Origin of the sequence: Leptospira kanakyensis (assembly GCF_004769235.1) — a bacterium.
GTDB lineage: Bacteria > Spirochaetota > Leptospiria > Leptospirales > Leptospiraceae > Leptospira_A > Leptospira_A kanakyensis.
On sequence record NZ_RQFG01000019.1, the window covers coordinates 810183 to 834902 of the forward strand.

Below are 24720 nucleotides of genomic sequence, written 5' to 3' on the forward strand. Positions count from 1 at the left end.
TATTATCTTCTATAAGAACGACTGCTAGATCCCGGGCGAGCGGATCTAAGTCTGTAAAAAGCAAATAGGATGATGATTCCAAGGATCATCATTGCTTTTTTATATTTAGCAAAAAAATCAGAAAAATTAAAAAGGGATTTTCCCGTTTCTTTATTTGCAGATGGATTTGTTTCTGTTTGGGATGTTTCAACTTTACCGATTTTTAAATCAGCAGAAAATCCTGGAAGGCCTGTTGGTTCCACAGATGTTGTTGAATCCATCCACATTCCATTGTTCACAACCTCTTCATCCTCTGGAACCAATTGTTGTTTTTCTACACTAGGAAACGATTTTTCGGACACCGTGTTCACATTAGTATTTGGAACCAAATTTGTATTTTGAGGAAGAGTTTCTAAGCTGAGTTGGTTTTGTTTGGATTTCTTTTTAGATTTCTTCTTTTTACCCGTACCAGTAGTCGCCGCATTCACAACGTTAGTTTGTTTTTTCGTTGTGATTTGGTTTGTGTCTTCTTTTGGTTTGGAAGTAGTCGATTTAGGTTTATCATTTACCTTATCTAAAAAATCCAGACCCTCCTCCGCAAAAAGGGAAGTCGAAAACAAAACTAGCAGAGTTACTAAGAAGATTCGATTCATCTTAAACTTTCTTCTTTAAAATGGCACTAGTTTCGAAAGTTATATTTGTGTTTGCTGCAACACTAAGAACAACTGTTTCGTTATTGTCTTTGAACTCTACGATTTTTCCATGAAGGCCGCTGTTAGTCACAACGTTATCACCTTTTTGAAGGTTAGTGATCATCTCTTTACGTTTTTTCTCTTCTTTTTTGTTTGGAAGAATCACAAGAAAATACATGGCAACTAACATGATCGGGATGATGATGAGTGACTGTAGAGACGACTTTGCACCCTCTTCTTGGGCAAGGATTAGGATTTCTGGTGTTAAAAAATTAAAATTGAGCATAGCTATTTATCCAATGTTTACAGGCCTTATCTTAAATTCAATGTTTCACGAACGAATCGGAGAACTTTTTTCTCAAGGATTGCCGCTTTGGCCGTTTCGTATCCTGTTCGTATATCCTTTGCGGCACCAAGTAAAAACATAGCAACACCAGCATTGAGGGCCACCATGGAAGTTCCACCTGTGGATTCGTTAGGATCCAGAACCGCTCGGAATAAGGCCTCCGCCCCTTCCTTTGAGGAAGAGAACACTGTATTTCTGTCCAATTCCTTGGAATTTAGGCCGAGTTCCCTCGGGTCAAAGGTAAGTTCCTTTGTCTCTTTCCCATCAAAATAGGCATAATCCGTTCCTTCAAAGATGGAAAATTCATCCAATCCATCTCGCGAATGACAAACTATGGCCCTTTTGGAACCAAGCCTTCCCAAAATTTCCGCCATCGGCAAACAGAGAGATTTATCGTATACTCCGACCATTTGGTGGGAAGGGGAAAAAGGGTTGGAAAGGGGACCAATCAAATTAAAAAAAGTACGAAATCCAAGGGCCGCACGAACGGGGCCTGCATATTTCATGGCTGGGTGCCAAGCGGGAGCAAACAAAAATACAAACCCTGTGCGAAGGAATTCTTTTTCGGAATCTTCAGTGGACTGGTCGAGTTTGTATCCCAGTCCCGAAAGAATATCAGAACTTCCGGAAAGGGAAGATACAGAACGATTTCCGTGTTTGGCTACCTTAAACCCAAGGCTTGCCAGAGTGAGGGCCGATAGAGTGGAAACATTCAAAGTCCCTTTCCCATCTCCCCCTGTCCCACAAGTATCCAAAAAATCAAAATCAAATTGTTTAGAAGGTTTGATGGCATGATTTCGCATGGCCCGAACAAATCCGTACAATTCGTCCGTTGTTTCTCCTTTCATTTTCATGGCAGTGAGAAAAGAAGCAAGGACTGGTTCCGGAACTTTCCCGTCCATTACCTCACTTAAAAAAAGTTCGGCATGGTCTTCCACAAGATGGTGTCCTGAAACAACTTGCCCGAGTATTTCTTTAACTGTTGGCGCGGTCATAAAAAATCCTTTTTAGGTTGGAAAAAGTTAACAACTGATAATTGGTCACAATATAACGAAGCCCAGAAATAACAGTGATGAATGTTGTGAATAACATTCCAAAATAAGGAACAAAGGAAGCAATGGAATCAAAAAAATCTTTAAAACTTAAATTCTCTGTTGTTTTGACTAGTTTACAAAACTCATTCGCATGTTGTGCCGCAACTTCAAAGGTGGAATAACCAGCTAGTTTCCCCATGGCATAAGTTTCATTGATCATGGCCCTTCTTTTGCCAGAGATCAGCATAAACACAACAAGGATCATTAAGATGGCTCCCATCTGGAAGGCCGTTTTTACTTTTCCCATCATAGTGGTGCGAAGGCTTTTGCCTGAACGAACAGCAATGTAACGTAAAAAAGTAATGAGCATATCGCGCGAAATGATAAGCACCACCATCCAAACTTCAATGGGTTCGTGGATGAATAAAAAAGTAACAAAACATCCAATGACTAAAAATTTATCAGCTAAGGGATCGAGAAATTTCCCAAACTCGGTTTGTTGGTTCCACTTACGAGCTAAGTATCCATCCACAAGGTCTGTCAATGAAGCAAGGGCAAAAAGAACAAAGGCAAAAATTTGGTATTCCCATTCTTTTTGGAAAAGGGCAAAGATAAAAAAAGGAAGTGCGAGAACCCGAAGTACAGTAAGCAAATTCGGAATATTGGCAATGGTTTTCCAATCTTCCAAGTTAAGCCACCCAAGTCCCCGACATATCTAATTCATAAAAAGAATCCACTCTTACCTGACCAAACTGACCAACCTTTAGACCATCTTCTTCTACATAAACGACTTCATCAATTTCTGGGGCATCCTGGAAACGGCGGACAATGGCACCCTTCTCCAAAACTTCATCTACAACGGCAGAGTATAGTTTTCCAATTCGATTTTGGTGGATGGATTTTAAAGTGCCAAGATAGGCATCCCGCACAAGATTCACACGACGAGCAATCTCTTTGTCTTTGAGTTGCCCATCCATCGTTGCACCTTTCGTTCCGTCTTGTGGGGAATAAGGAAATAGATTTACTTTTTCTGGTTTTACATCTTCCACAAACCGAATGATTTCTTCCACGTCTTCCATAGTTTCCCCAGGGAAACCCAAAATAAAGGAAGTGCGAATTTCCAAATCAGGGCGCAGATCCCTTGCTTTTTGGAATAAAGATTTGAAGTAAGAATATTCACCCGTACGGTTCATTGATTTTAAAACGGATTTGGAAACATGTTGTAAGGGACTTTCCAAATACGGGGCAATCTTAGGAATTTCTCCATAAAGATCGAGTAACTTTTCTGTTTTTTTATCTGGATACAAATAGAGGAGACGGAGGAGTTCCACACCATCTACATCAGCCACAGAACGAACCAAATCTAAAAGTTTGTCCGTATCCTTTCCATAAAACACGGTATCTTGGGAAACTAGGCAGATCTCTTTGGAACCAGCTTTTACAGCAAGTTTGGTTTGAGTTAAGACATCGGAACTTTCCGTATCACGATACTTACCACGTAAATTAGGAATGATACAGAAGTGACAACCTCGGTTGCATCCGTCAGAAATTTTTACATAAGAGTATGGTTTGGAATAATTTTCGATTCCTTTGCTTGTTACGAGTCTTTCCAAAAGATCTTCGTTGAATTCGGAAAGGTCTTTGAATTCCAAAGGAAAACTTTTCCTGAGGATCTCCCCTGCTTTGTCATATTTTCCCGTTCCAAAATGTAGATCCACTTCCGGAAGGTCATCAGAGATTTCCTTTCCGGCGCGTTCCGCAAAACAACCCACCACAACTAACTTTTGCTTGTTTTTCTTTTTGATGTCAATGGAGTCCAAAATGGTTTGGATGGTTTCTTTGGTCGCATCTTGGATAAAAGTACAAGTATTGACTAAGTGGAAGTCACTGGCCTCGGGGCCAGCCGCAGGAAGGAGACCTTCTTTTAGAAGCGACTGGTGCATGGCCATAGAATCGACAGTATTTTTGGGACAACCGAGAGTCGTAATAAAAAACGACTTCGGTGTTTCTTCCGTTGTTTCTTTTAGTTTCGGCATTACTCGCCTAACTCTCCAATGATGGACTGAGTCGAATCATAAGGGTTTGGTTTACGAATGAAGATTTTTTTGACAAGTTTTCCAGGTTTTCCAAGTACAGAACGTTCCTTACCATTTTGTACCATTTCTACAGCACCACCGTCACCCACTTTGATCTCAAGGCGATCCCGAGCTTCTAAGTGTTTGACTTCCCCGGCAGAAACAAGTCCTCTTTCTCCCATCTGACCATCTAACACAAACTCAACGTAACTTGGTTTAGAGAAAAATAGTGTGACTTGGATGGGAACGTCTCCCACTGGAGATTTTACCGCAGCACCTTCTCTCTCTTCTTTTAAGGTAACAAGGACTTTGGCAGACTTTTCAGTAACCGCTTGGGTGACCACACGAATGTCCCGACGAAGAGATGCAAGTTCCTCGATACGATAAGAAAGGATGGTTTCCTCTCCTTCTGCTGTTTGGAAAAAATATACATTTTTTTCAGGGAAGATATTAAAACCAAGGTTTGCTTTTCCATTGGATACACCTTTGATGAACATCTTACACTGTTGGTTGTTGACGCTGAAACTCACACCACGGTCTTCTGTTAAAATAAAAGGTACACTAGCGTTTTCAGGAACACTTTGAGAAACAAAATTGATTCCAGAAGGAATGTCGGAACTTGCCACAGTTTCTACTGTAGTGCCGACTTCAGTGGTTTCCTCATCCATAGATCCAGATCCTGAATCTTCGAAACTTATGTAGATGATATAGGCCGAGATCACAAAAAGAAAAATAGAGACAAGGCTTATGATTTTATTTCGATCTAAGTTTAAGGGAGTTGTTGTGGGACGAGTGAGCTCTTCCAAAGGTGCTTGGGATTCTTCAATCTGTTCACCGCGGTAAAGATTGAGAAGCATGGCAGCATCTAACTTCAAATAACTGGCATAATTTTTTAAAAACCCAAGAGCGAAGGTCTCCGCTGGAAACTGGGAATAGTCTTCTGTTTCTAAAGCAATGATATATTTGGCTGCAATGTTTGTTTCTTTCGCAACATCTTTCACGGAAAGTTTTTTATCTTCTCTAGCTTCTCGTAGTATTTGACCGACTCGTTTTGTGTTCAAAATGATATCCTCTTAGCTTAGTTCTCGGAGACAAGCGGGTTGTTGACAATCTTCGCGTTTCCGCTCATATGAAAATTGAAAACTCCATCTTGGATTTCTTCAGAAAAATTAATATTGGAAAATGAGATGGTTGTTACTTTCCCGCGACCATCGGTAGCCACTGCTTTTTTGATTAAGTAGGATTCGGAATCCACAAAAAGTTTCATCTTCTCGAACCCACCAATTTTTTCTCTTTGGTCAAGATCTAACACAAAGTATTTGGCTGTATCTCCCATGGAACGCGGTTGTTCAATGGTATCAAATTTATAATGGTATTTACGAAAGAGTCGATTGAGGCCATCGGGACTGTTAGTTGTAAAGATTGGACCAGATGTATTTTTACGATCGAGAGTTAAATCCTGTTTTCCCACAGCACCTAACCTCTTGATAAAGATATGAAGAGTTTTTCCATCAGATACAATTTCGTCCCCTTCTGGTTCGGCAAAGTTGTATCTGATTTTTCCGGGACGTTTGTAAAAACATTTCCCGCGCATCTGTTTTTCTTTTTTGTTGTCTTCTGTTTTGATGAGAAAATCAGCCGAATAGGAATTGATATCGCTAAAGTTTTTCTTTATCTTTTTCACCACTTCGGAGGGTGAATGCCAATTGTGAGCCGGACTTGTTTGGGCACCAAGAGAAACACCCAAGACAAGTAACAAAGATCCGATCCATACTTTCATAGATTCCCAGTTTTTCAGACAAACTTCTCTTGTCGATGATTTACGCTGAACGCAGGATTTCTCGGGGTTTGGCCCCGATTTGTGGGGAAACATAACCCCTCATTTCCATAAGTTCCATAAGCCTTGCGGCTTTGTTGTAACCGATTCTCATCCTTCTTTGTAAGTAACTGGCGCTGGCTTTTTTTTCGGTGACCACGATATTCCAAGCCTCATCAAAAAGCTCCTCGTCTTCATCAGAGGCCATTTCGATATTCGTTTCATCGTCCCAATTCATTTCCACGTAGGCTGGAGCGCCCTGTTTTTTGGCCTCTTCCACGATGGACTCAATTTCTTTCTCTTCAATAAAAGGGGCTTGGATTCGCATCAGGTCACTCGAAGTCGGAGACCGGTATAAAAAGTCCCCTTTCCCCAGGAGGGTCTCGGCCCCACTCGTATCCAGAATGGTTCTAGAGTCCGTTTTTTGAGCCACTTGGAAGGCCACCCTTGCTGGACAGTTCGCTTTGATGACTCCCGTGATCACATCCACAGAAGGCCTTTGGGTCGCCATCACCAAATGGATTCCGACCGCTCTTGCTTTTTGGGAAATCCTTTGGATCTGTTCTTCCAGATCTTTTCCGGAAACCATCATGAGGTCCGCAAGCTCATCAATAAAGATCACAATGTACGGGAGTTTTTGAAAGCCCTTGGCATGGGCATATTCATCCACCTTTTCATTGAAACTTTTGAAGTCCCTACTTTTCAACTGAGAGATCATTTGGTAACGACTCTCCATTTCTTGGATGGCCCAAGAAAGTGCCTTGGTTGCTTTTTTAGGATCGGTGATGACTGGCATGAGTAAATGTGGGATTCCTTCATAAAGGGTCATCTCCACCATCTTTGGATCGATCATAATGAATCGCACTTCATCTGGGGAACGAGTGCAGATAAGGCTTGTGATCATTGCATTGATACTCACCGACTTACCAGAACCAGTGGTTCCTGCCACAAGTAAGTGAGGGAGTTTGGCGATATCAATCATCACAAGTTTTCCTGAGATGTCTTTTCCAATACAGATTGATAGGTCTTTGGACTTATTTTGGAGGATGGTATCTTTGAGTATCTCTGATAAAAATACGTCTTCCCTAATTCGGTTCGGAACCTCAATTCCAATCGACGCCTTACCTGGGATAGGTGCTACAATCCGAATGTTTTTCACTTCGAGGTAAGCACGAATTTCATCCGAAAGAGAAACGATACGGTTCAGTTTGATTCCATTCGGAATGGTAATCTCATAACGAGTGATGATGGGCCCTCTTTCTTTTGTGATGACCTTGGACTCAATTCCAAAATGCCCTGTGGACTCTTCGATTTTACGAGAGATCAAATCCAATTCTGAATCATTTTTTAGAATGTTGGCTACAGGAACTTGGTGGGACACAAGGAGCCTTGGAGAGATATAATACTTTCCTTTTTTTAGTTTTGGTTTGGGAACCATGGAACCAAACATCAGTTCTTGTTGTTCCGCCTTTGGTTCTGGTTTCTTTTTCCCAAAATTTCCTGAACTCAAATTGGATTTTACGAGCGGAGAGGCCTCTTCCACAGCTAAAGTCTCGAGGGTTTCTTCTTCATACTCTTCGGAACTATATTCCTCTTCTTCTTCTGAATCGTCAGATTCACTGATTTCGCTCGCATCCCAACCCGTTTCTTCCACAAGAGACAAACGAACTGATTCTGAAATGGCAATGGCTTCGGATGTTTTTTCATCCTCATCTTCTGCATAAGAATGAACCATGGATTCAGATTCCATTTCATCGGATTCTTCTTCTAAATCACTATCGTTTTCATCTTCATACGAAAAGGAGGAAAAGGAATTTGAGATTTTAGAATTATTGTTTTCTCCGCCAAAAGAAGGTTTGACGGGATCTAGTTTAGGAAGTTCCAAACTTTCTAAACCCAGAGCCGGATCCAATTTTGGTTTCCATTTGGCTTCCGGAAATTGAAAAAGGATTTTGGATTCTCTTTCAATTTCGATTTCTTCTAATTCTTCCGCAACTCGCCTGTTGTCCGTTAGTTTGAGACGTGAAATTAAAATTTCATTTTTTTCAAATTCTGCAAGTGAATCCAGTTTTGATTCTTGTTTTTGGAATCGAAACACTTTGCCCGCTTCATCAAAAAATCCTTCGAAATGAGAAGTATTACGATAACGAACGGCTGGCGTTTTTTTAAGGGATGGATTTTCCTGGAAACGATCCTCTCGACCATTTTTATCCTTGGAATTTCTTTCCTCTTGGAAATAAGAATTCAGGTGAGAACCATCTCTCTTGGAACGAGAACTCAGATTTGGGTTTCCTGTTTTTTTATCATCCGCAACGACATTCCAAAAATGATTGTAAAGATCTTCTTTCGATTCTTCTTCTGTTTGCACCGCAAACCATTGTTTGTTACGAATTTCATCTTCCGTTCCGCGACGAGTCGAAACCACCGATTCTAAAAATGAAGGTAATCTCAAGTGTGGGAGTTCATTTCTTCCTCCCATCATTCGATAAATTCCATTGGAGTATTTGTTTATGGCAGCAAAGGTAAACGACCAAGCCCCGTCCTCAAGCCAGATCACGGCAAAGTATAAGTATAAAAAGAAAACAACCAGGATACGTCCCGTCTCACCAAAGAGATAAGAAAAAACCCAAGAGAAAAATTGCCCAAGGATCCCACCGCTATCTCCCACATGGCCCAGTGGCGTTTCAAGTAAGTTCAAACTCACCGTAGTGGCGACAAGAAAGAGAGGGAAAAAAAGTGCTTTGCTCAGTCTATCAAAGTCGGGGTTTCTTAGTGATAGAACACCTAACATCAAAACAAAACCAGCGAGTAAAAAAGAGGACTTTCCTAAAAGATAAAGTAACGTGAAGGCAATGTAATGCCCAAGCCTTCCAAACCAATTGAAAAGCGATCCGTCCTCTCCTTCCTGAAACGAAAAGAGAGAAAGTAGTAAAAACACACCAGAAAATACTAATAGATACGGAAGGAAGTCTTTGCGAGGCAAAGTCCATCCCCATACGGATTTTTTAGGGTCCATACGGGAAATATCGGAAGGTTTTGAGACATAGGCAGAAAAAAAATGGAAGCCGATAGGCTTTCTTTAAACCAAATTTCTACCCCTTAAAGTTCGTAAAATTAGCGTCAAAATTGAAATTGGCGTTGCGGATGGCCGCCATCACCTCTTGCAAATCGTCCTTTTTTTTGCCCACAACCCGAACCGATTCCCCTTGGATGGTGGCCTGGACCTTTAGTTTTTGGTCTTTGATGAGAGTAGTGATTTGTTTGGTTTGTTCTTTGTCCAAACCATTCTGGATTTTTACTTTTTGGCGCACGGTTTGGCCTGTCGCCGATTCAATTTTGGAGTCAAAATCAAAGGCCTTTAGACTAATTCCCCTTTTGGCCATTTTTGTGGTAAGGACATCAATCACCTGTTTCAGTTTGATATCATTTTCAGAAGTTAAAACCAAACTATCTTCTGTGAGTTTGATTTCGGAATTGGATCCTTTAAAATCAAACCTGGTTTGGATTTCTGTCATGGCCTGGGCCACGGCGTTTTGTAATTCCGGTCTTTCGATTTTGGATACAATGTCAAATGATGGATCTTGCGCCATAGTTTACTCCTTACTTACCTTAATGTCTTTATCCTAATTTCTTTTTGGAAAGTTCCAATGCAAATTCCAAAGCGGCTCCCAGGCTCTCCGGTTTTTTACCACCACCCTGTGCCATATCGGGCCTTCCCCCACCCTTTCCATCTAACATCACCAAGGTTTCTTTTAATAGATCCCCACAGTGGATCCCTCTTTCATTCAAAACCTTGTTACACATAAAAACGAGGGTACTGGCATCCCCATCACTTGTTCCAAACAAACAAAGGATTTCTGGTTCTTTGGCTTTGAGGCTATCTGCTAAATCCTTTAAAGATTTTGCATCTACGGCTTCAAAAACTTCTGTCACCACTTTTCCCTTAGGAAGTGAATGTGCTTTTTGTAGAAGCCCATCCACAAGCTCTGGATTCATTTGAAAACTCAATTGTTCCTTTTTCTTTTTTGCTTTGAAAAGGGCACTAGACTTTTCTTCGAGTTCCGTCTCCAAACTTTCGCGAAGTTTTCGTAAATGTTCTACAGCAGTGTTCCCTTCTTTCACAAAAAGGTTTTGTAAGTCTTCGGGAGCTGGCACTGAAGAAACAATTCCAAATTCCTTCAAATCTCCAAAGGTTTCCTTGGCAGACAAGTTATGAGTTTCAATTTTTGCTGCGAGTGTTTGGAACTGGGATAAAAAATATTCCACAACGGAATCACCACAAATGGCTTCTACCCTTCGGTTTCCTGCCCCAGGACTTCCCTCTTTGATGATGGCAAAGTATCCAATTTCTTTTGTATTCGATACATGGGTTCCTCCACAGAATTCTTTGGACTTATCACCCATAGAAATCACACGAACAGAACTACCATATTTTTCGTCGAACATGGATAAGGCGCCCGATTGTTTTGCCGTATCGATGTCCAATACTTCTGTTTTGACTGGAATTTTAGCATTCACTGCTTCATTCACATCTTTTTCAATAGAGATAATTTCCTCTTCCGAAAGTGCTTTTGGATGTGAAAAATCAAATCGTAAATAATCAGAAGAAACAATGGAACCTTTTTGTGTCACATGAGTTCCTAATATCCTACGAAGGGCCCCATTTAACAAGTGTGTGCCGGAATGGTGGTTGGCTAAATTTTGGCGGCGAGCGGTATCAATCTCCGCATCAATGGTTTCACCGACTGAGATTTTTCCTTTCAAAACGAGTCCTAGATGCAAAAAGGTTTCGTTTTCTTTTTGGGTGTCCTGGACTTGGAACTGGAATCCTTCTTTTTTGAGATAACCCCAATCACCAATCTGACCACCCCCCTCTGCATAAAATGGAGTTTTGTCGAGAACCACAACGGCCTCTGATCCTTGGTTCACCTCGGATACTGACTTTCCATCTACAAAAAGATAAATTACTTTTGCCGGTGCTTTTGTTTCCGTGTACCCTAAAAATTCAGTTTTGAGTTCTGGGCTTGCCGAAAGACCTGTGAGGTATTGGACTTTTTTTCCTTTCCAACTCGCACGAGAAAGATCGCGATCTTTTTCCAGCTCCTCTTCAAATCCCTTGTCATCAAAACCAAAACCGCGGTCTTCCACAAGTTCCTTTGTCATCTCACGAGGGAACCCGTAAGTGGAATACAACCGAAAGCCTTCTTTTCCAGTCACCAGAGTTTGGTTGTTTGATTTCAATTGAGTCAGAAGAGATTCTAATTCTTCTAGTCCCACTTCCAAAGTATGCAGAAAGAGTTCTTCCTCTTTTTTTAAGATGGATTCAATGTCTTTTGCTTTGTCTTTGAGTTCTGGGTAACGTACAGAATACAAATCGCGGAGTGTCGCAATCAGTTTGTATAAAAATGGTTCGTGGATTCCTAGTTTTCTAGCGAATAACGAAGCTCTACGAATGAGCCTACGAATCACATACCCACGTCCTGTGCGGTCAGGATAAATCCCATCGCCTAACGAAAAAAATACGGAACGGGAATGGTCTGTGATCACCCGGAAAGATTGTTTTGTCGATTCGTCGTAAGTAATCCCTGAGAGTGTTTCAATTTTACGAATGATGGATTTGAGTTCATCCGTGTCATAGACAGAGTCCACCTCTTGCAAAAGCATGGCCACTCGTTCGAGTCCCGATCCCGTATCAATTCCCGTTTGTTTTAAAGGAAGGAGTTCACCCGAAACTGTTTGGTTGAATTGGTTAAATACTAAATTCCAATATTCTAAATAACGATCACAGTCACAACCCGGTTTACAATCTGGGTTGTTTCCACAATTTGGGCCACCTTTTTCTGGACCTCTGTCCAAATACAATTCCGAACATGGACCACAAGCCCCACTGTCTCCGGCAGGCCCCCAAAAATTATCCTTTTTTCCAAGCCTAACAATTCGTTCTTCAGGAATCCCAGCTTCCATCCAAATCTTTTTGGCTTCATCATCATCTAAGTAAATGGTCACCCAAATTTTTTCTTTAGGGATATGAAGGTGGTTTAATGAAAAATCTAACGCGTATTCAATGGCTTCTTTTTTGAAATAATCGCCAAAGGAAAAATTCCCTAACATCTCAAAAAATGTACAATGCCTTTCCGTTTTTCCCACCACCTCTAAATCGGTAGTACGAACACATTTTTGCACCGAAGCAGCGCGAGTGTATGGCAACTCTACGGCTCCTGTAAACAAAGGTTTGAACTGAACCATTCCCGCAGTAGTGAATAAAAGTGTTGGATCCCCTTTCGGGATAAGGCTTGAGGAAGGCACAATGGTGTGGCCTTTCCCTTTAAAGTAACTAGTATACAACTCTGCAATTTCGCGGACGGTTTTCGACATCATACACTTACAGCGAAATCGGTTTCACCTCCTAGGGCAAGGAAATTAGAAGTTAACTCTGCCGTAATTCACGGTATTGGAGAAAAGAAAACATGGCAAAACAGAGAAAGATCCCACCTAGAATTCCAAAGGTCCATTGCGACCCAATGGTGTCCGCAAGGAGGGCTGCCAGAAATCCAGAGACCGCCGGTGTGAATTGGAAACAAACCGTATAGAGGGAAAGGATTCTCCCACGAATTCCATCCTCAGCACGTTTTTGTAAAATGGCAGGAAGGAGGCTCGAGAGCACTCCCCCCGACACTCCAAAACAAAATAAAAAGAAAGAAGTGGCTTCCGGTTTTCCAAAAGGAACAAATCCCAAAAAGAAAAAAGAAGAGAGCGAAAATACAATCAACAAAGCCAGGCCCTTTCTTTCCAAATGATGGAAGAGGATGGTGAGAACCCCACCGAGAAATAACCCAGGCCCTAAAAAGACAAGAACCGTCCCCCGTGCGAGTTCACCGAGTCCCAGTTCATTTCGCACATATTTCGGAAGGATGACTTGGATGGGTCCTAGGGCAAGCATACTGAGGATGGCCATGTACATCACTTGTCTAGAAACTGGATCTGTTTTCAAAAAATCCAAAATTGTTTTTAGATTGGATGTAAGGGATGGGAAACTTGTGGTTTTAGTTTCGGCACTAAAAGGTTTTATTTTTTCATTTGGATTTGCATACCTTAACAAGGTAAAGGCGATCATCGATAAAAAATGAAAACCAGCCAAAACAAAAAATAAAGTAGAATAAGTATTTCCTTCTCGAAACCAACCCACTGCCAAAGGACTCATCCCAAAAGCAAATATCAATAGTAAGTTCCCAGCAATGGTATGAAAAACAAGCCGATGTGATTCCATCACTTCTCGTAAAATCGCCATTCGTCCAGGAAGCACCGTTGTCATTCCAATCCCATTCACAAAAGCCAATGGTAATAATAAAACTGGATAGGTTAAAAAAACCTCAGTGAAGGCAGCTAAGAAAAAACTAGAGATAAAAAGGAAAAACTGGAAACTAACCACCACCCATTTTTTGGAATACCGATCGAGTAAATATCCAGTGTATAAAAAGAATATTGGAAATGGCAAAAATAGAAAAAAGAAAACAATCCCGGAGAACCCTTTCACAGTATCTAAGGTTTGGCAAAAAATTACGATGGAATATAGAAAACAACTACTCGCAAAGGTGCCCATCGCAAAGGCAAAATAGAATACAAGTTGGTTCATAAGGTACCTACCTAAAAAAAAAGCCTCCCGTAGGAGGCTTTCGATCGGAAAAAAAAGAGGATTTTCCGATTAACGTTTTGAGAACTGAGTTCCTCGACGTGCTTTGCGTAGACCGTATTTTTTACGTTCCACCATACGGCTATCTCGAGTGAGAAAACCTTCTTTTTTCAAAGTAGGTTTTAAAGACTCATTGAAAGCCACAAGTGCGCGAGCTACGGCATGACGGATGGCTCCGACTTGACCAACAACTCCACCACCAGTCACATTGAGTGCAATGTCATACTTGTCACGAGCTTCTAAAACGAGAAGAGGCTCGAGAGCACGGCGAACAAGGTGTTCTCCATTTTTAATGTAGTCATTTACATCTTTGTGGTTAACTGTGATTTTTCCAGTTCCAGATGCGATTTTTGCACGTGCAACGGATGTTTTGCGTCGGCCTACTGCCCAAACTGCTTTTTGCGCCATATTATTTCAACTCCAGTTTTAGGGGCTTTTGAGCTCCCAAGTTGTGGTCATTACCAGCGAATACGCGGCAATTTCTCAACATTTGATCACCTAACTTCGATTTAGGCAACATTCCTTTGACTGCTTCCATGATCACTCTTTCTGGATTCTCTTGGATGAGTTTGTGGAAAGCGATGGCAGTCATACCACCTGGGTAACGTGAGTGGTGGTAGTAAATTTTTTGTTCTCTTTTGCGACCAGTAACAGCCACTTTAGATGCATTAACGATAATGATGTTATCACCACAGTCCTGGTTAGGAGTGAAGGTAGATTTGTGTTTTCCGCGAAGTCGGGAAGCTACTTGACTTGCCAATCTTCCGAGAGTCTTATCAGTTGCGTCCACAACAAACCACTGTTTTTGTACGGCTTCTTTTGCAATAGAAGGGGTCTTGTGGGCTTTAGACAATAGTTCCATAAGTACGAGATTTTCCTCTTTTATGTCAGGATTTTCGGTTTTCACACCGGGTCAAACAAATTTATTGGGATTTAACTTTGAAAGAATCCGAAATTATACGAACTCTGTTTGGAACAACCCCTCCTCCTGAGGACGATTGTTACTTCTTGGCCCCGAACCGCCTAGTCACCACCGACTCTTTGTCCGAAGGCACCCACTTTCTCCATGAATGGTCAGAGGCTCCCGTTTTGGCGAGAAAACTTGTCGAAGTGAATGTTTCCGATATCATTGCCTCTGGTGGAAGACCCAAAGAATGTTTTTTAAACCTTGGTTTGTCTCCCCTATCTCAGAAAAAGGAATGGGTTCGTAGTTTTTCCAAAGAATTACGGAAATCCTTAGACCAATATGAGATGAAACTAGCGGGAGGCGACACCTTTTCTGCCACAAAAACCCAACTCGCACTTACCGTAGTAGGAACTGTCGAAAAACCTTGGCTTCGTTCTGGCGGAAAACCAGGAGATTATCTCTATGTCACGGGATCTCTCGGACAAAGCCAATTAGGTTTTCTTTCTTTGAAGAAAAAAACAAAAGATAAAAAATTTACCAAAGCGATAGAGCGCCACTTATCGCCAAACTCACGCTACGCGACATCTCTCTTGTTACATAAATTTAAAATCCATGCTTGTATGGACATTACGGATGGACTCATCCAAGATGGGGAACGATTGGCAATGGCCTCTCGTGGCAGACTAAAAATTCAAATGGAATCACTTCCCTTCGACCCATTGGCATTGGAGACTTTAGGATTTGATTTGTGTTTAGGTTCTGGTGAAGAATTAGAACTTTTGTTTTTGTCTCCAGAAATTTTACCAACGAAACTAGCAGGAGTTCCCGTGACTATGGTAGGAAGGTTGGAAAAAGGAAAACCGGGAGTTCAATTTTTAAAAAATGGAAAAACCTACCTTCCCAAATCTAGGGGTTTTCTTCACTTCTCAGAAGAAACATAAGGTAAGGTGGCTTTAAACTCTACCTTGGGTGTCACTACATCACCTAAGTGATCGAGGATATTACGAACAATGATATGACCACCAAACTTATGTATGGTTTCCCTCACAAGGGAGAGCCCAATTCCAAAATCAAGAGATCCATACTTTTCATATAAGTTTTTTGTCAGACGAAAAAAAGGTTCAAAAACTAAATCCAAATATTCGTTAGGAATCCCTTGCCCTGTATCAGATTCTACTGCCACAGAGTTAATCACAGAAATGGAAACAAACTCTGAATCAGATTGGAAAAATACAAATATAGATCCTGATTCTGGAGAAAACTTCATTGCATTCAGTAATAACTCTGCAAAGAATTTCCTAAAGTATTCTTTGTCCCAAAGGATATATTTCGAATCTAAATATTTATCTTCCAGTTTTCCCAACTGGATTTTTTGATTTTTTATTTTTAAGAGAGGATCCATTTCTAAAACTAGGGCACTGATTTCCGCTCGAAATTCCCGAAGACTCACCTTTACAGAATCCACTCGACCAAAAATAATATTTTCGATTTCTGTAAATGTTTGTAAGACTTTTTTCGCATAACTAGCATTCTCTTCTAATATCTCTAAAATTTCTTTTTGTAGGATATAATCTCCCTCTTTGGTTTTTGTCATCCCTTTGATGATATCAATGATCTGGACAAGAATCCCAAACCCTGCCCCTTGGGACAAACTGGCTCGCAGAACATGAAATAGATTTTTATGTAATTCTTTGCTATCAAACTCACCCTTTTCTAAGGACTGGTTTTTGAAACTATACCAATCGAGTAACTTTTCGAGTGAGATGATTTTTTCTTTTTCAAAAACTGTCTTTTGGTAGTCCATTTCCTGTTTGGAAAGATGGTATTGGATTTTTTTAGATAACTCTTTTGGGGAGATGGGTTTGATACAATAATCCTGCACATTTTCTCGCATCACATCGATGATGGACTGGCTATCCTCCGCAGCAGAAACAACAATGATAGGAACGTTTGGATTTGTTTTACGGACTTCCAAAATTAGCTCTTTGCCTGTCCCATCTGGCAAAACTAAATCTGTGACAATCAAATCTACAGATTTAAATCCATCTTCCCTGTAGGTTTCTAATGTTGGTTTTAGGCCTGAAAACTGGATGATTTCATAACCACTTGTGCGAAGGGTACTGGTGTATAAAAGAGCCGTTGTCGGATCATCTTCGATGATTAAAATATTTGGTTTTTGTTTCATACCCAAAGTGCCCTCGCCTATTTCGACGAGGACAATGGAATGAATCTAACGAAAAACTAAAAAGGAACGGTTGTTATGTTTCTCTTTCTTCGTTTTCGGAAGAGGTATCACGAACCTGTCTCGGTTCTTGTGATTCTCCCCTCTCACCAGAATTAGAACTTTGCGAATCAGTCTGGTTTTGGTTCTGATTGTTGTGATTAGAACCTACCCGTCTGTCCCTATGTTTCTTTCTGGGTGGGCGCTTTTTGTTAGGTTCTTTTTTACGGTTTTGTTGTCCGAACTGATGGCTGTCAGGTTTTGGTCTTTGTCTGAGCGAAATTTCCCAGAAAAAAGCAGATTGAACAGCTGCTTCATTTCCTTCTGAGATCGCCACAATCTTATAAACCATAAACGCATCATAGAAATAGTCCTTTTTCTTAAAAAAGGAGTTTTGTCTTTCTTTTTCATCATCCGTAACTTGAAACCGAGGTTGGCTGATAAAAATCTTAACTAAATTGTCTTGTTCTCGTTTTGGAATTCCCATTCGTTCAAAAACAACTTGGAGACTTTCTTTGATGTTATGCGCTAGGTGGCCACGATCATTTTCATAAAGATCTTTGATGATATCGTAAAAAATTAACGAATAAAAGATAGCAGGTGTCATCTCTTCTCTTGCAGAGAGGAGTTTGTCAGTGACTGCGAGTCTTTTTCCCAGTGGTGTTTCCATAAAATGTTCACGCCATTCTGGGTCAGTTTTCTTTAATTTATCAGCAGGTTCTTTGAAAAGTACATCAAGTAAATGATTCTCAGCAAGGCCTTCGAAGATAATCGAAGTTTTCCAAGTCCGAAACATTTTGTTATATTCTTCTAATAGTCTTGCTGTGGATGATTTTTCAAGTTCCAAACGGTTCTTTTTGATCGCCAGTTTGGTTTTTTTCTCGATATCAAGCCCAAGTAAAACAGAAAATTTAACCGCTCGTAACATACGAACTGGATCTTCTTTAAAAGAGATATCTGGATCACCTATGACCCTAACCGTTTTCTTTTGGATGTCTTCGAATCCACCGACGTAATCCAAAATGGAATCGTTTTTAGGATCGTAGAACAGTGAGTTGATGGTAAAGTCGCGTCTTGCCGCGTCTTCCTTTGCTGTACCGAAGGAATTGTCCCGTTTGATGAGATAATCGTTTTCTGCTTTGTGTTTTTCCAAACGATGTTCCGGTAATGATCGGAACGTTGACACTTCAATAATTTTACCTTTAAAAATGATATGTACAATTTTAAATCGTTTACCGATGATTCGGCAGTTATTGAAGATCCTTTTGATTTGGTTTGGAGTCGCACTTGTGACTATATCAAAGTCTTTTGGGCGTTTGCCCATAAGCAGATCTCTGACCCCTCCACCGACTAAATAGGCCTTGTAACGAAACTTGTTCAATCGATTGATGATTTTTATGGCATCTTCATCGATATTGGCCCTGCGTATGGAATGGGTTTCTCGATAGTATCTCTTTCCCTCGGGGTACATCAAAAAGGAATCGACAGAGTCGGCTTTCTTTCTGAAAAGAGAAGTGAGAAATTTAAACATATTGGATTCATCCACTTTCCCTTGAAAAATGGCATGGGCAAGGAAAAAATTGGCTGAATAACGAACATTGGCAGAAACTTACGTCACAACCGCCTATGAAAGGCTCCAAATTGCACACTTACGCTGGCGAAAACGCCTCCAAAAGTGGATTTCCCGAAGCCGGGAAAAAGTGAGCTTTGTCCTCATCCCAAACGATGAAAAACCTTTCGCACAAATCGAAATTTCCATCGGGATGCTTGGGTTTTTATTTGGGTTATCCCTCTCCCTGGTTCTCCTTTCCTTTGGCCTCCTCTTGTATTTTTCGTTTTTCTTTGACCGCAATCTCTCATTAGAGAAAAAAACGGAAACCCAACTTGTATCTTTTTTGTTTTACGACCTTCTCTCACAAGACTTAAAAGAATCTGTTGAGGAACTAGAATCCACCACTGAATCTTTGAACCTCCTTGCTTGGGAAGAAATTCCAGAAAAGGAAATGATCACCCAAGATTACCTACTCAAAGAAGAGTTTCGGAAAGATGCCAGTGAACTAGATTCTAATCTTTTATTATTCCAACAAGTAGTCACCACCTACACTCAGTTTGGTGTTAAGTTGGGAAATTTGGTTCCTAATTTTCAAAATGCCATTGATTATCTTTCGATGAGAGAAAGTATTTTTTATTCCATGCCTAGGGGCCGACCACTAAAGCCCGGTGTGGGTGTTGTGACTTCCACCTTTGGGTATCGAAGTGATCCCTTTGGAATTTTACCTGTGGGGGAATCCCACTCAGGAATTGACTTTGCTGCTGGCGAAGGAACACCCATTTATGCCACAGGCCCCGGAATCATTGCCGTCGACACTGCTGTGGGCGGGCTTGGAAAATCAGTGCGAATCAATCATGAAAACGGCTTTTTTACTTTGTATGGACACTGCTCGCTCATTTTAGTCAATCCGGGAGACCGGGTCAAACGGGGAGATAAAATTGCACTCGTGGGTCAAACGGGAAAGGCAACGGGTGCGCACGTCCATTATGAAGTGCGGATTGGTCTTGATTCTCCACTGGATCCAGAAGAATACATCAACTTAGATTGATGAAGTTTAGGTGGGATTGGTTCGAACCCTTGTTTGTTGGTTTAAGCAGGGACAAAGGCCGAACCAGTTCGAAATATAAATTAAATTTAGAATTTTCCGATTAGGTTAAAATCGACGGAATATACGCCAGCACCACCCACAACAAGAGCAATGAGAAGCCCAGTTGCAAGTATATGGAACTCATATCCTTCCCCTTTTTGGTTTCCATTCCAATTGATAAAAAATCCATTATGTCTGTGAGCAATGAGAGCTGCACCAATCATGATGATGGCAATGGAAGCTGCTGCAAACTTAGTTAAAAATCCCACAAGAAGTAAAACGGATCCAAAAGATTCCCCTAGGATGATAAGAACTGCTAAGATCCCTGGGAACTTTAGTTGTCCTGTAAAAAATCCATAAGTTCCTTTGAATCCGTAACCACCAAACCAACCGAGTAGTTTTTGGGCACCGTGTGGGAAGATCACAACAAAAGCCGTGATGCGTAAGATGAGGGGGATGATGTCCCCAGAAGTTGAAAATAGAGTATCGAACATATGGTTCTCCTTAAATCAATAATAGATAGTTTAATATTAAACTATCTAGAGTCAAGTTAATTTTTTACTAAATTTCCAGGTTTCGGCGGTTTTAAATTCTCCTTTCCCCTTTAAGCCTAAATTTTACCCTTTCCCCTATGTTAGATCGAATTCCGATTCCAAATCCCTTTGGCTGGGAGGGATTATCCACTTTCAGCCTTCTTATGATGTTGGCCTTTCTTGTTGGTTCTTACCTCCTCCCCAAGGAGTTAGAACGAAGGAAATTAGATCCGAGCCATTCGGATTGGTTGATTTTTCTAGGGATTTTAGGTACCTTAATTGGAGCCAAAATATTCTTTATCTTCGAAATTTGGGACCAAGTGTTCATTGATGTTCCTGGTTATGATGGAAAATATAGTTATCCTCTTACCCATTGGAATGGTTTCCCTGGTCACCCTGGCCTTTGGTCATCGCTTTTTAGTGGTGGTGGTCTAGTCTTCTTTGGTGGACTTCTTTTTGGGTGGCTCTTCATCACTCTCTATTTCCGACATCACAAACTCGACATCGGAGCTTATTACGACGCGGTTGTACCTGCACTTAGCATGGGTTATGCGATCGGAAGGCTTGGATGTTTTGTGAGCGGAGATGGTTGTTATGGTTTTGCCACTGACGCACGGATCCCATTTTTTGTTTTTGATTTCCATGGTGCCCATCCTTCTGGTGTACCGGTTTGGAACACTCCAGTGATGGAATCCATTATGGCATTCGGATACTTTGCTTACTTCCAATTCTTTGCCAGATACCAAAACTTTCGTAAATGGAGTATTGGAGCACAGTTTCTCATCATCCACGGATTTGCAAGACTCATCATTGAATTCTTACGTGTGAATAAAGCGGTGATCCCATTTATTGACCCACCCACTCTTGTGAACATTCCCGATGCAAATGGAAACCCAACCTTTCTTACTGGTTACTATTGGCATGGGTTTTCACAGTCACAATACATCTCCATTGCACTCATCCTTTTTGGTGTGTATTTGTTAATTTCCAAAAAACTTTGGTTAAAGGAAGAAACAACAGTATGAACCCTTCTCCATTTTTCGAAATTGAAAAAAGAAAAAACGTAGCCATCCTTTGGCTCAACCGTCCCGAAAAACGAAATGCCATGAACTGGCCTTTTTGGCGTGACCTACCTGATATGGTAGACCAGATCAATGCTGACCCACAAATTCATTGTTTTGTGATCGCTGCCAAAGGAAAATCTTTCTCTACTGGGCTTGATTTGGAAGAGTTCTTTCAAGAATTCAAACCAGTAGTCCAAGGTGAATTAGCAGATGGTAGAGAAAAACTATACCAATTGGTTCTAACCATGCAGAAAGGAATCAACGCAGTTTATAATTCAAAAAAACCATCCATTGCCCTTGTTCAAAAACATTGTATTGGAGGGGGATTGGATTTAGTTTCTGCCTGTGACATTCGTTATGCATCAGAAGACGCGGTATTTTCCCTACGTGAATCGAAAGTTGCCATTGTGGCGGACATGGGATCTTTACAAAGACTTCCCCATCTCATAGGAAATGCCCACACTAGAGAACTTGCCTTAACAGGAAAAGATATCACTGCTGACGAAGCCTTCCAAATGGGACTTGTGACAAAAGTCACAAAAGACTTTGATTCGTTACTCCAAGCTGGACTCAAAACAGCAGAAGAAATTGCAGAAAACCCAACCATAGTGATTCGTGGGGTCAAACAAGTTCTCAACCATGGAATTGGAAAGACCATCGAAGAAGGTCTAGACTATGTGGCCGTTTGGAATGCGAGTATGCTCGATTCTAAAGATTTCCGTGCGGCTATCGGTGGGTTTATGGAAAGAAAACGACCGGTTTACAATCCAGAAACCCGGGTAGACTAATTTCCCAATTAACAGTAGATGTCGAGTAACCTTTCGCTTTTTGCCGCCGGACCAACTTTTTCTTCCACGGCCAACTTCATGCGTTTCTCTGACAGTTGGTTTTGTGCCTGGAAAATTTCCTTCGGCAAATTGACGACCGAGTTAATAGGTGTAGATGGAACCATGATAGGACCTCCTTTTACAATCTTTACTCCCTATTCTAACCATCGGCGAATCCAATATTTCCTGAAGTAAAAAACAGCGTATGAGTTCTTTTTTTTCCCTAATCCGCGAAGCCAAACTCCTGGAAGAGGAAAAGGAATTCACACGGGCATTTAATGTCTATGCCGAAAGTGAATCACACACAACAAACGAATCCGCTCTCATCAAAATCAAAGCAAAAAAAGCCTGGTGTTTGTATGCAGTCGGAAACCCAAAAGAAACAGAATCTTTATTTCAAGACATTATTAAAAATTATCCATCTCATCCTTTAAGTATCACCGTATACTCGCGTTATCTGATCAAATTAAAGAAATTTAAATCTGCCAAAGTGTTACTTCAAAAAAGTATACTTTATTTCCCGTCGTATCTTGAAAATTACCTCCTACTTGCTTCGCTCCTAAAAGATATGGAACGATCGGAAGAAGCAATTAAGGTATTAAAAAAAGCACTTTCGCAAGAACACCTAAGTAACGGACGAGGGATTGATCGAAAAGACATTTGGGCAGAACTTGGGTCTTTGTATTTTTCTCGTGGAGATTTTAACTCAGCACTTGCCTCTTTAAAAAAATCTCTCAAAATGGTGGAACCTGAGGAGTTCCTCTACTATGATTTGTTAGCCCTATGTTACCTGGAGGCGGAAGATCCCGAAAACGGACTTACCTCTATTAAAACTCATATCGAATTCTGCAAAGAAATTGATCCAGAAACACTGATTATTTTGGCTCGTGCCCATTGCCGGCTGGGAAAATTAGAAGAAGCAGCAAACAACTTAATCCAAGCTTACTCTATTGAGGATTCTTTATATTTAAAAGCCGCCGATTTTATTGACTTTGCACCACTACTCAGAAATGGTTTTTTTACAACCTTGGAGAATATTGAATGGGAAGAACCATAAAACAAGAGTTTGGTTCACTAAAAGAAGAAATTCTAAATGTAAAAACAATTCTAAGTAAAGAAAGAGAATACGAACGTTCTTTGTTTTTAGAAAAAGGCCAAGACTCCAAAGCCATTAAAGCAGCCGAATTAGAAGATTTGCGATTTGTTGTCGGAAATACTTGGAGGGCGGATTTTAATATTTCGCCTTCACCAAAAACAAAAGATTGGTTAAAACCAGGAATGCCAGTTCTTCTCCAAGGCCCAACAGAATCTATATTCGGAAATATATTCAAAACATCTGATTCAAAACTCACCGTACAGGTTCGAGGTGATTACGAGTGGGAAGATAACGAATTTCAAATTTCTATGTGGTTCCAAGAATCAACCTATGATTTGTATAATGATATCATCACTAAAATCTCAAACGATAACAGTAGCGAATCTCATAAAAAACTAAACTGGATTCTAGGATTTGGACTCGGAGAAAAACCTACTCCACCTAAGTCGGGCCTAGACAAACCGCCACTCGAACGAATCTTTCAAATTCATGATTACGGAGTGATCTTTGGCCCACCGGGAACAGGGAAAACCACCTTACTCATGCAAGCTGTAGCAAAAATCAAAGAAAACAAGGAATCAGTATTAACACTTTGTCCTACAAACTTTGCTTGCGATTATATTGTGGAACTCGCCTTAAAAAAAGGGATTCGTGTGATCCGTTTGGGTAACTCCACGAAAATTAAAGAAGAAGTTTTACCTTACCATATAGATCACCTCATCCAAACACATCCCGATCAAAAACAAATTCACAACTGGCAGACCGAACTAAAAGCCATCCAAAAAAAAGCCAACTCTTGGAAACGTAATTTTGGAAAAGAAGAAAGGGAAGAACGAAAAGCACTACGAAAAGAAGCAAAGTTACTACTTGGGACGATCAGAGAAGCCGAATCTAACATTCGCACAAAGTTACTCGACAGTGCTGAACTGATTGTATCGACCTTTTCAGGATTTGGAAATGAATTCAAAAAAGGCCGAACTTTCGATTATGTTTTTGTCGATGAGGCCACCCAAAGTTTGGATCCTGGATGTTATCTTGCAATGTATGCAGGGAAAAAAACTTTCTTTTTTGGAGATCCGAGACAACTAGGAGCCAATTACTCTCATCCTGACCACCAGTCCCTATATAGTTTTTTAGAAAAAGCGGTAACCTTTGATTCTGGAGAACGAATATTATTTTTAGAAAAACAATTTCGGATGAAACCTGAAATTCTTGGTTTCCCAAACCAAACTTACTACGAAAGTAAAATCCTAACTCATCCCGATGCAAAATGGAATGAGTCTATAGACATTTCTATGATCTTCGGCTCCAATCCGTCCATCCTATGGATCGATACCGCAGGTAGTGATTCAGAAGAAGATACGGAAGGAGAAGAACCAAGTTTTTTCAATGTAACAGAGATACAGACAGTAGAGAAACTTTTCCAACTGGGCATTCCCAAAGAAATCACCACAGTCATTTCACCTTACAGAGGACAGGTGGAAAAATTAATCCAGACCTCGGAAGGCAGATGGTTTACCCAAACTATCGACTCTTTCCAAGGAAGAGAATCAGAAATTGTGATTTTAAGTTTGGTTAGATCCAACGGAGATGGTGAGATTGGATTTTTATTAAATCCCAAAAGATTGAATGTAGCCTTAACTCGTGCAAAGTCACATCTGATTCTCATAGGAGATTCAGGAACTCTTTGCCAAAACAAAGAATTCCAAAATCTTTATTCCTACATAGAAGAAAGTGGTGAAATTCGTTCTGTTTATGAATTTATGGAATGATGAAAATTCACAAGTCCAAAACACAGATA

Annotated in this window: 22 protein-coding genes; 6 read left to right on the top strand and 16 right to left on the bottom strand. The window is 40.7% G+C overall.

Features of this window, described 5'->3' with window-relative positions:
- Positions 1–2: 2 nt before the first annotated feature.
- The 13 genes from EHQ16_RS18170 to rplM form a co-directional block, all read right to left on the bottom strand.
- On the bottom strand, positions 3–632 hold the full coding sequence (locus tag EHQ16_RS18170; protein ID WP_135632625.1) for an SRP-less Sec system protein: 630 nt from the start codon (positions 630–632) through the stop codon (positions 3–5).
- Position 633: 1 nt separating this feature from the next.
- On the bottom strand, positions 634–957 hold the full coding sequence (yajC, locus tag EHQ16_RS18175) for a preprotein translocase subunit YajC (RefSeq protein ID WP_135632627.1): 324 nt from the start codon (positions 955–957) through the stop codon (positions 634–636).
- A gap of 26 nt (positions 958–983) precedes the next feature.
- Positions 984–2012, bottom strand: a complete 1029-nt coding sequence (gene trpD / locus EHQ16_RS18180; protein WP_135632629.1) for an anthranilate phosphoribosyltransferase — start codon at positions 2010–2012, stop codon at positions 984–986.
- Positions 1993–2739 (bottom strand): CDP-diacylglycerol--glycerol-3-phosphate 3-phosphatidyltransferase, encoded by a 747-nt coding sequence (pgsA, locus tag EHQ16_RS18185; RefSeq protein ID WP_135632631.1) that lies wholly within the window; start codon positions 2737–2739, stop codon positions 1993–1995. Before pgsA ends, trpD begins: the two co-directional genes overlap by 20 nt.
- 1 nt (position 2740) lies before the next feature.
- The gene (locus EHQ16_RS18190; protein WP_135632633.1) at positions 2741–4087 is read right to left on the bottom strand and encodes a MiaB/RimO family radical SAM methylthiotransferase; all 1347 of its coding nucleotides are present in this window, start codon (positions 4085–4087) and stop codon (positions 2741–2743) included.
- A complete protein-coding gene (locus tag EHQ16_RS18195; protein ID WP_135632635.1) occupies positions 4087–5187 on the bottom strand; it encodes a helix-turn-helix domain-containing protein in 1101 nt (366 codons plus the stop codon). The genes EHQ16_RS18190 and EHQ16_RS18195 overlap by 1 nt, the downstream gene beginning before the upstream one ends.
- A 17-nt stretch (positions 5188–5204) precedes the next feature.
- Positions 5205–5906 carry a LolA family protein gene (locus EHQ16_RS18200; RefSeq protein ID WP_100742613.1) on the bottom strand — a complete coding sequence of 234 codons (702 nt, stop codon included), beginning with the start codon at positions 5904–5906 and terminating at the stop codon, positions 5205–5207.
- A 40-nt stretch (positions 5907–5946) separates the two neighbouring features.
- Complete coding sequence (locus tag EHQ16_RS18205) at positions 5947–8958, bottom strand: DNA translocase FtsK (RefSeq protein ID WP_135632637.1); 3012 nt, start codon at positions 8956–8958, stop codon at positions 5947–5949.
- Positions 8959–9034: 76 nt separating this feature from the next.
- A complete protein-coding gene (locus EHQ16_RS18210; protein ID WP_100742611.1) occupies positions 9035–9532 on the bottom strand; it encodes a YajQ family cyclic di-GMP-binding protein in 498 nt (165 codons plus the stop codon).
- 28 nt (positions 9533–9560) lie between these two features.
- Positions 9561–12320: an alanine--tRNA ligase gene (gene alaS / locus EHQ16_RS18215; RefSeq protein ID WP_167482680.1), complete on the bottom strand. Its 2760-nt coding sequence runs from the start codon at positions 12318–12320 to the stop codon at positions 9561–9563.
- Positions 12321–12369: 49 nt separating this feature from the next.
- Positions 12370–13575, bottom strand: a complete 1206-nt coding sequence (locus tag EHQ16_RS18220) for an MFS transporter (RefSeq protein ID WP_135632639.1) — start codon at positions 13573–13575, stop codon at positions 12370–12372.
- A 69-nt stretch (positions 13576–13644) separates the two neighbouring features.
- Positions 13645–14040, bottom strand: a complete 396-nt coding sequence (gene rpsI / locus EHQ16_RS18225; RefSeq protein WP_135580601.1) for a 30S ribosomal protein S9 — start codon at positions 14038–14040, stop codon at positions 13645–13647.
- 1 nt (position 14041) lies between these two features.
- Positions 14042–14494 carry a 50S ribosomal protein L13 gene (gene rplM / locus EHQ16_RS18230; protein ID WP_002973943.1) on the bottom strand — a complete coding sequence of 151 codons (453 nt, stop codon included), beginning with the start codon at positions 14492–14494 and terminating at the stop codon, positions 14042–14044.
- A 77-nt stretch (positions 14495–14571) separates the two neighbouring features.
- On the opposite strand from rplM, the gene thiL reads away from it, so the two are divergent.
- Positions 14572–15480, top strand: a complete 909-nt coding sequence (gene thiL / locus EHQ16_RS18235) for a thiamine-phosphate kinase (RefSeq protein WP_135632641.1) — start codon at positions 14572–14574, stop codon at positions 15478–15480.
- On the opposite strand, the gene EHQ16_RS18240 is transcribed toward thiL, so the two are convergent.
- Together EHQ16_RS18240 and pcnB are read right to left on the bottom strand one after the other, a co-directional pair.
- A complete protein-coding gene (locus EHQ16_RS18240; protein WP_135632643.1) occupies positions 15459–16724 on the bottom strand; it encodes an ATP-binding response regulator in 1266 nt (421 codons plus the stop codon). The two genes, thiL and EHQ16_RS18240, sit on opposite strands and share 22 nt — an antisense overlap.
- A gap of 73 nt (positions 16725–16797) precedes the next feature.
- Positions 16798–18291 (bottom strand): polynucleotide adenylyltransferase PcnB, encoded by a 1494-nt coding sequence (gene pcnB / locus EHQ16_RS18245; RefSeq protein WP_135632645.1) that lies wholly within the window; start codon positions 18289–18291, stop codon positions 16798–16800.
- A gap of 67 nt (positions 18292–18358) precedes the next feature.
- Between pcnB and EHQ16_RS18250 the strand changes: the two genes are divergently transcribed.
- Positions 18359–19360: a M23 family metallopeptidase gene (locus EHQ16_RS18250; RefSeq protein ID WP_135632647.1), complete on the top strand. Its 1002-nt coding sequence runs from the start codon at positions 18359–18361 to the stop codon at positions 19358–19360.
- Positions 19361–19446: 86 nt separating this feature from the next.
- Here EHQ16_RS18250 and EHQ16_RS18255 read toward each other — a convergent pair whose 3' ends face one another.
- Positions 19447–19893 carry a DoxX family protein gene (locus EHQ16_RS18255; protein ID WP_135632649.1) on the bottom strand — a complete coding sequence of 149 codons (447 nt, stop codon included), beginning with the start codon at positions 19891–19893 and terminating at the stop codon, positions 19447–19449.
- Between the two features lie 137 nt (positions 19894–20030).
- Here EHQ16_RS18255 and EHQ16_RS18260 point away from each other — a divergent pair, with 137 nt between their 5' ends.
- The 4 genes from EHQ16_RS18260 to EHQ16_RS18275 all read left to right on the top strand — a co-directional run bounded on the left by EHQ16_RS18260 (position 20031) and on the right by EHQ16_RS18275 (position 24691).
- The gene (locus EHQ16_RS18260; RefSeq protein ID WP_135632651.1) at positions 20031–20957 is read left to right on the top strand and encodes a prolipoprotein diacylglyceryl transferase; all 927 of its coding nucleotides are present in this window, start codon (positions 20031–20033) and stop codon (positions 20955–20957) included.
- Entirely contained in the window at positions 20954–21784 is an 831-nt protein-coding gene (locus EHQ16_RS18265; RefSeq protein ID WP_135632653.1) for a crotonase/enoyl-CoA hydratase family protein, read from the top strand. Before EHQ16_RS18260 ends, EHQ16_RS18265 begins: the two co-directional genes overlap by 4 nt.
- Before the next feature lie 244 nt (positions 21785–22028).
- Positions 22029–22880, top strand: a complete 852-nt coding sequence (locus EHQ16_RS18270) for a tetratricopeptide repeat protein (protein WP_135632655.1) — start codon at positions 22029–22031, stop codon at positions 22878–22880.
- Positions 22865–24691, top strand: a complete 1827-nt coding sequence (locus EHQ16_RS18275) for an AAA domain-containing protein (protein ID WP_135632657.1) — start codon at positions 22865–22867, stop codon at positions 24689–24691. The genes EHQ16_RS18270 and EHQ16_RS18275 overlap by 16 nt, the downstream gene beginning before the upstream one ends.
- Positions 24692–24720 lie beyond the last annotated feature (29 nt).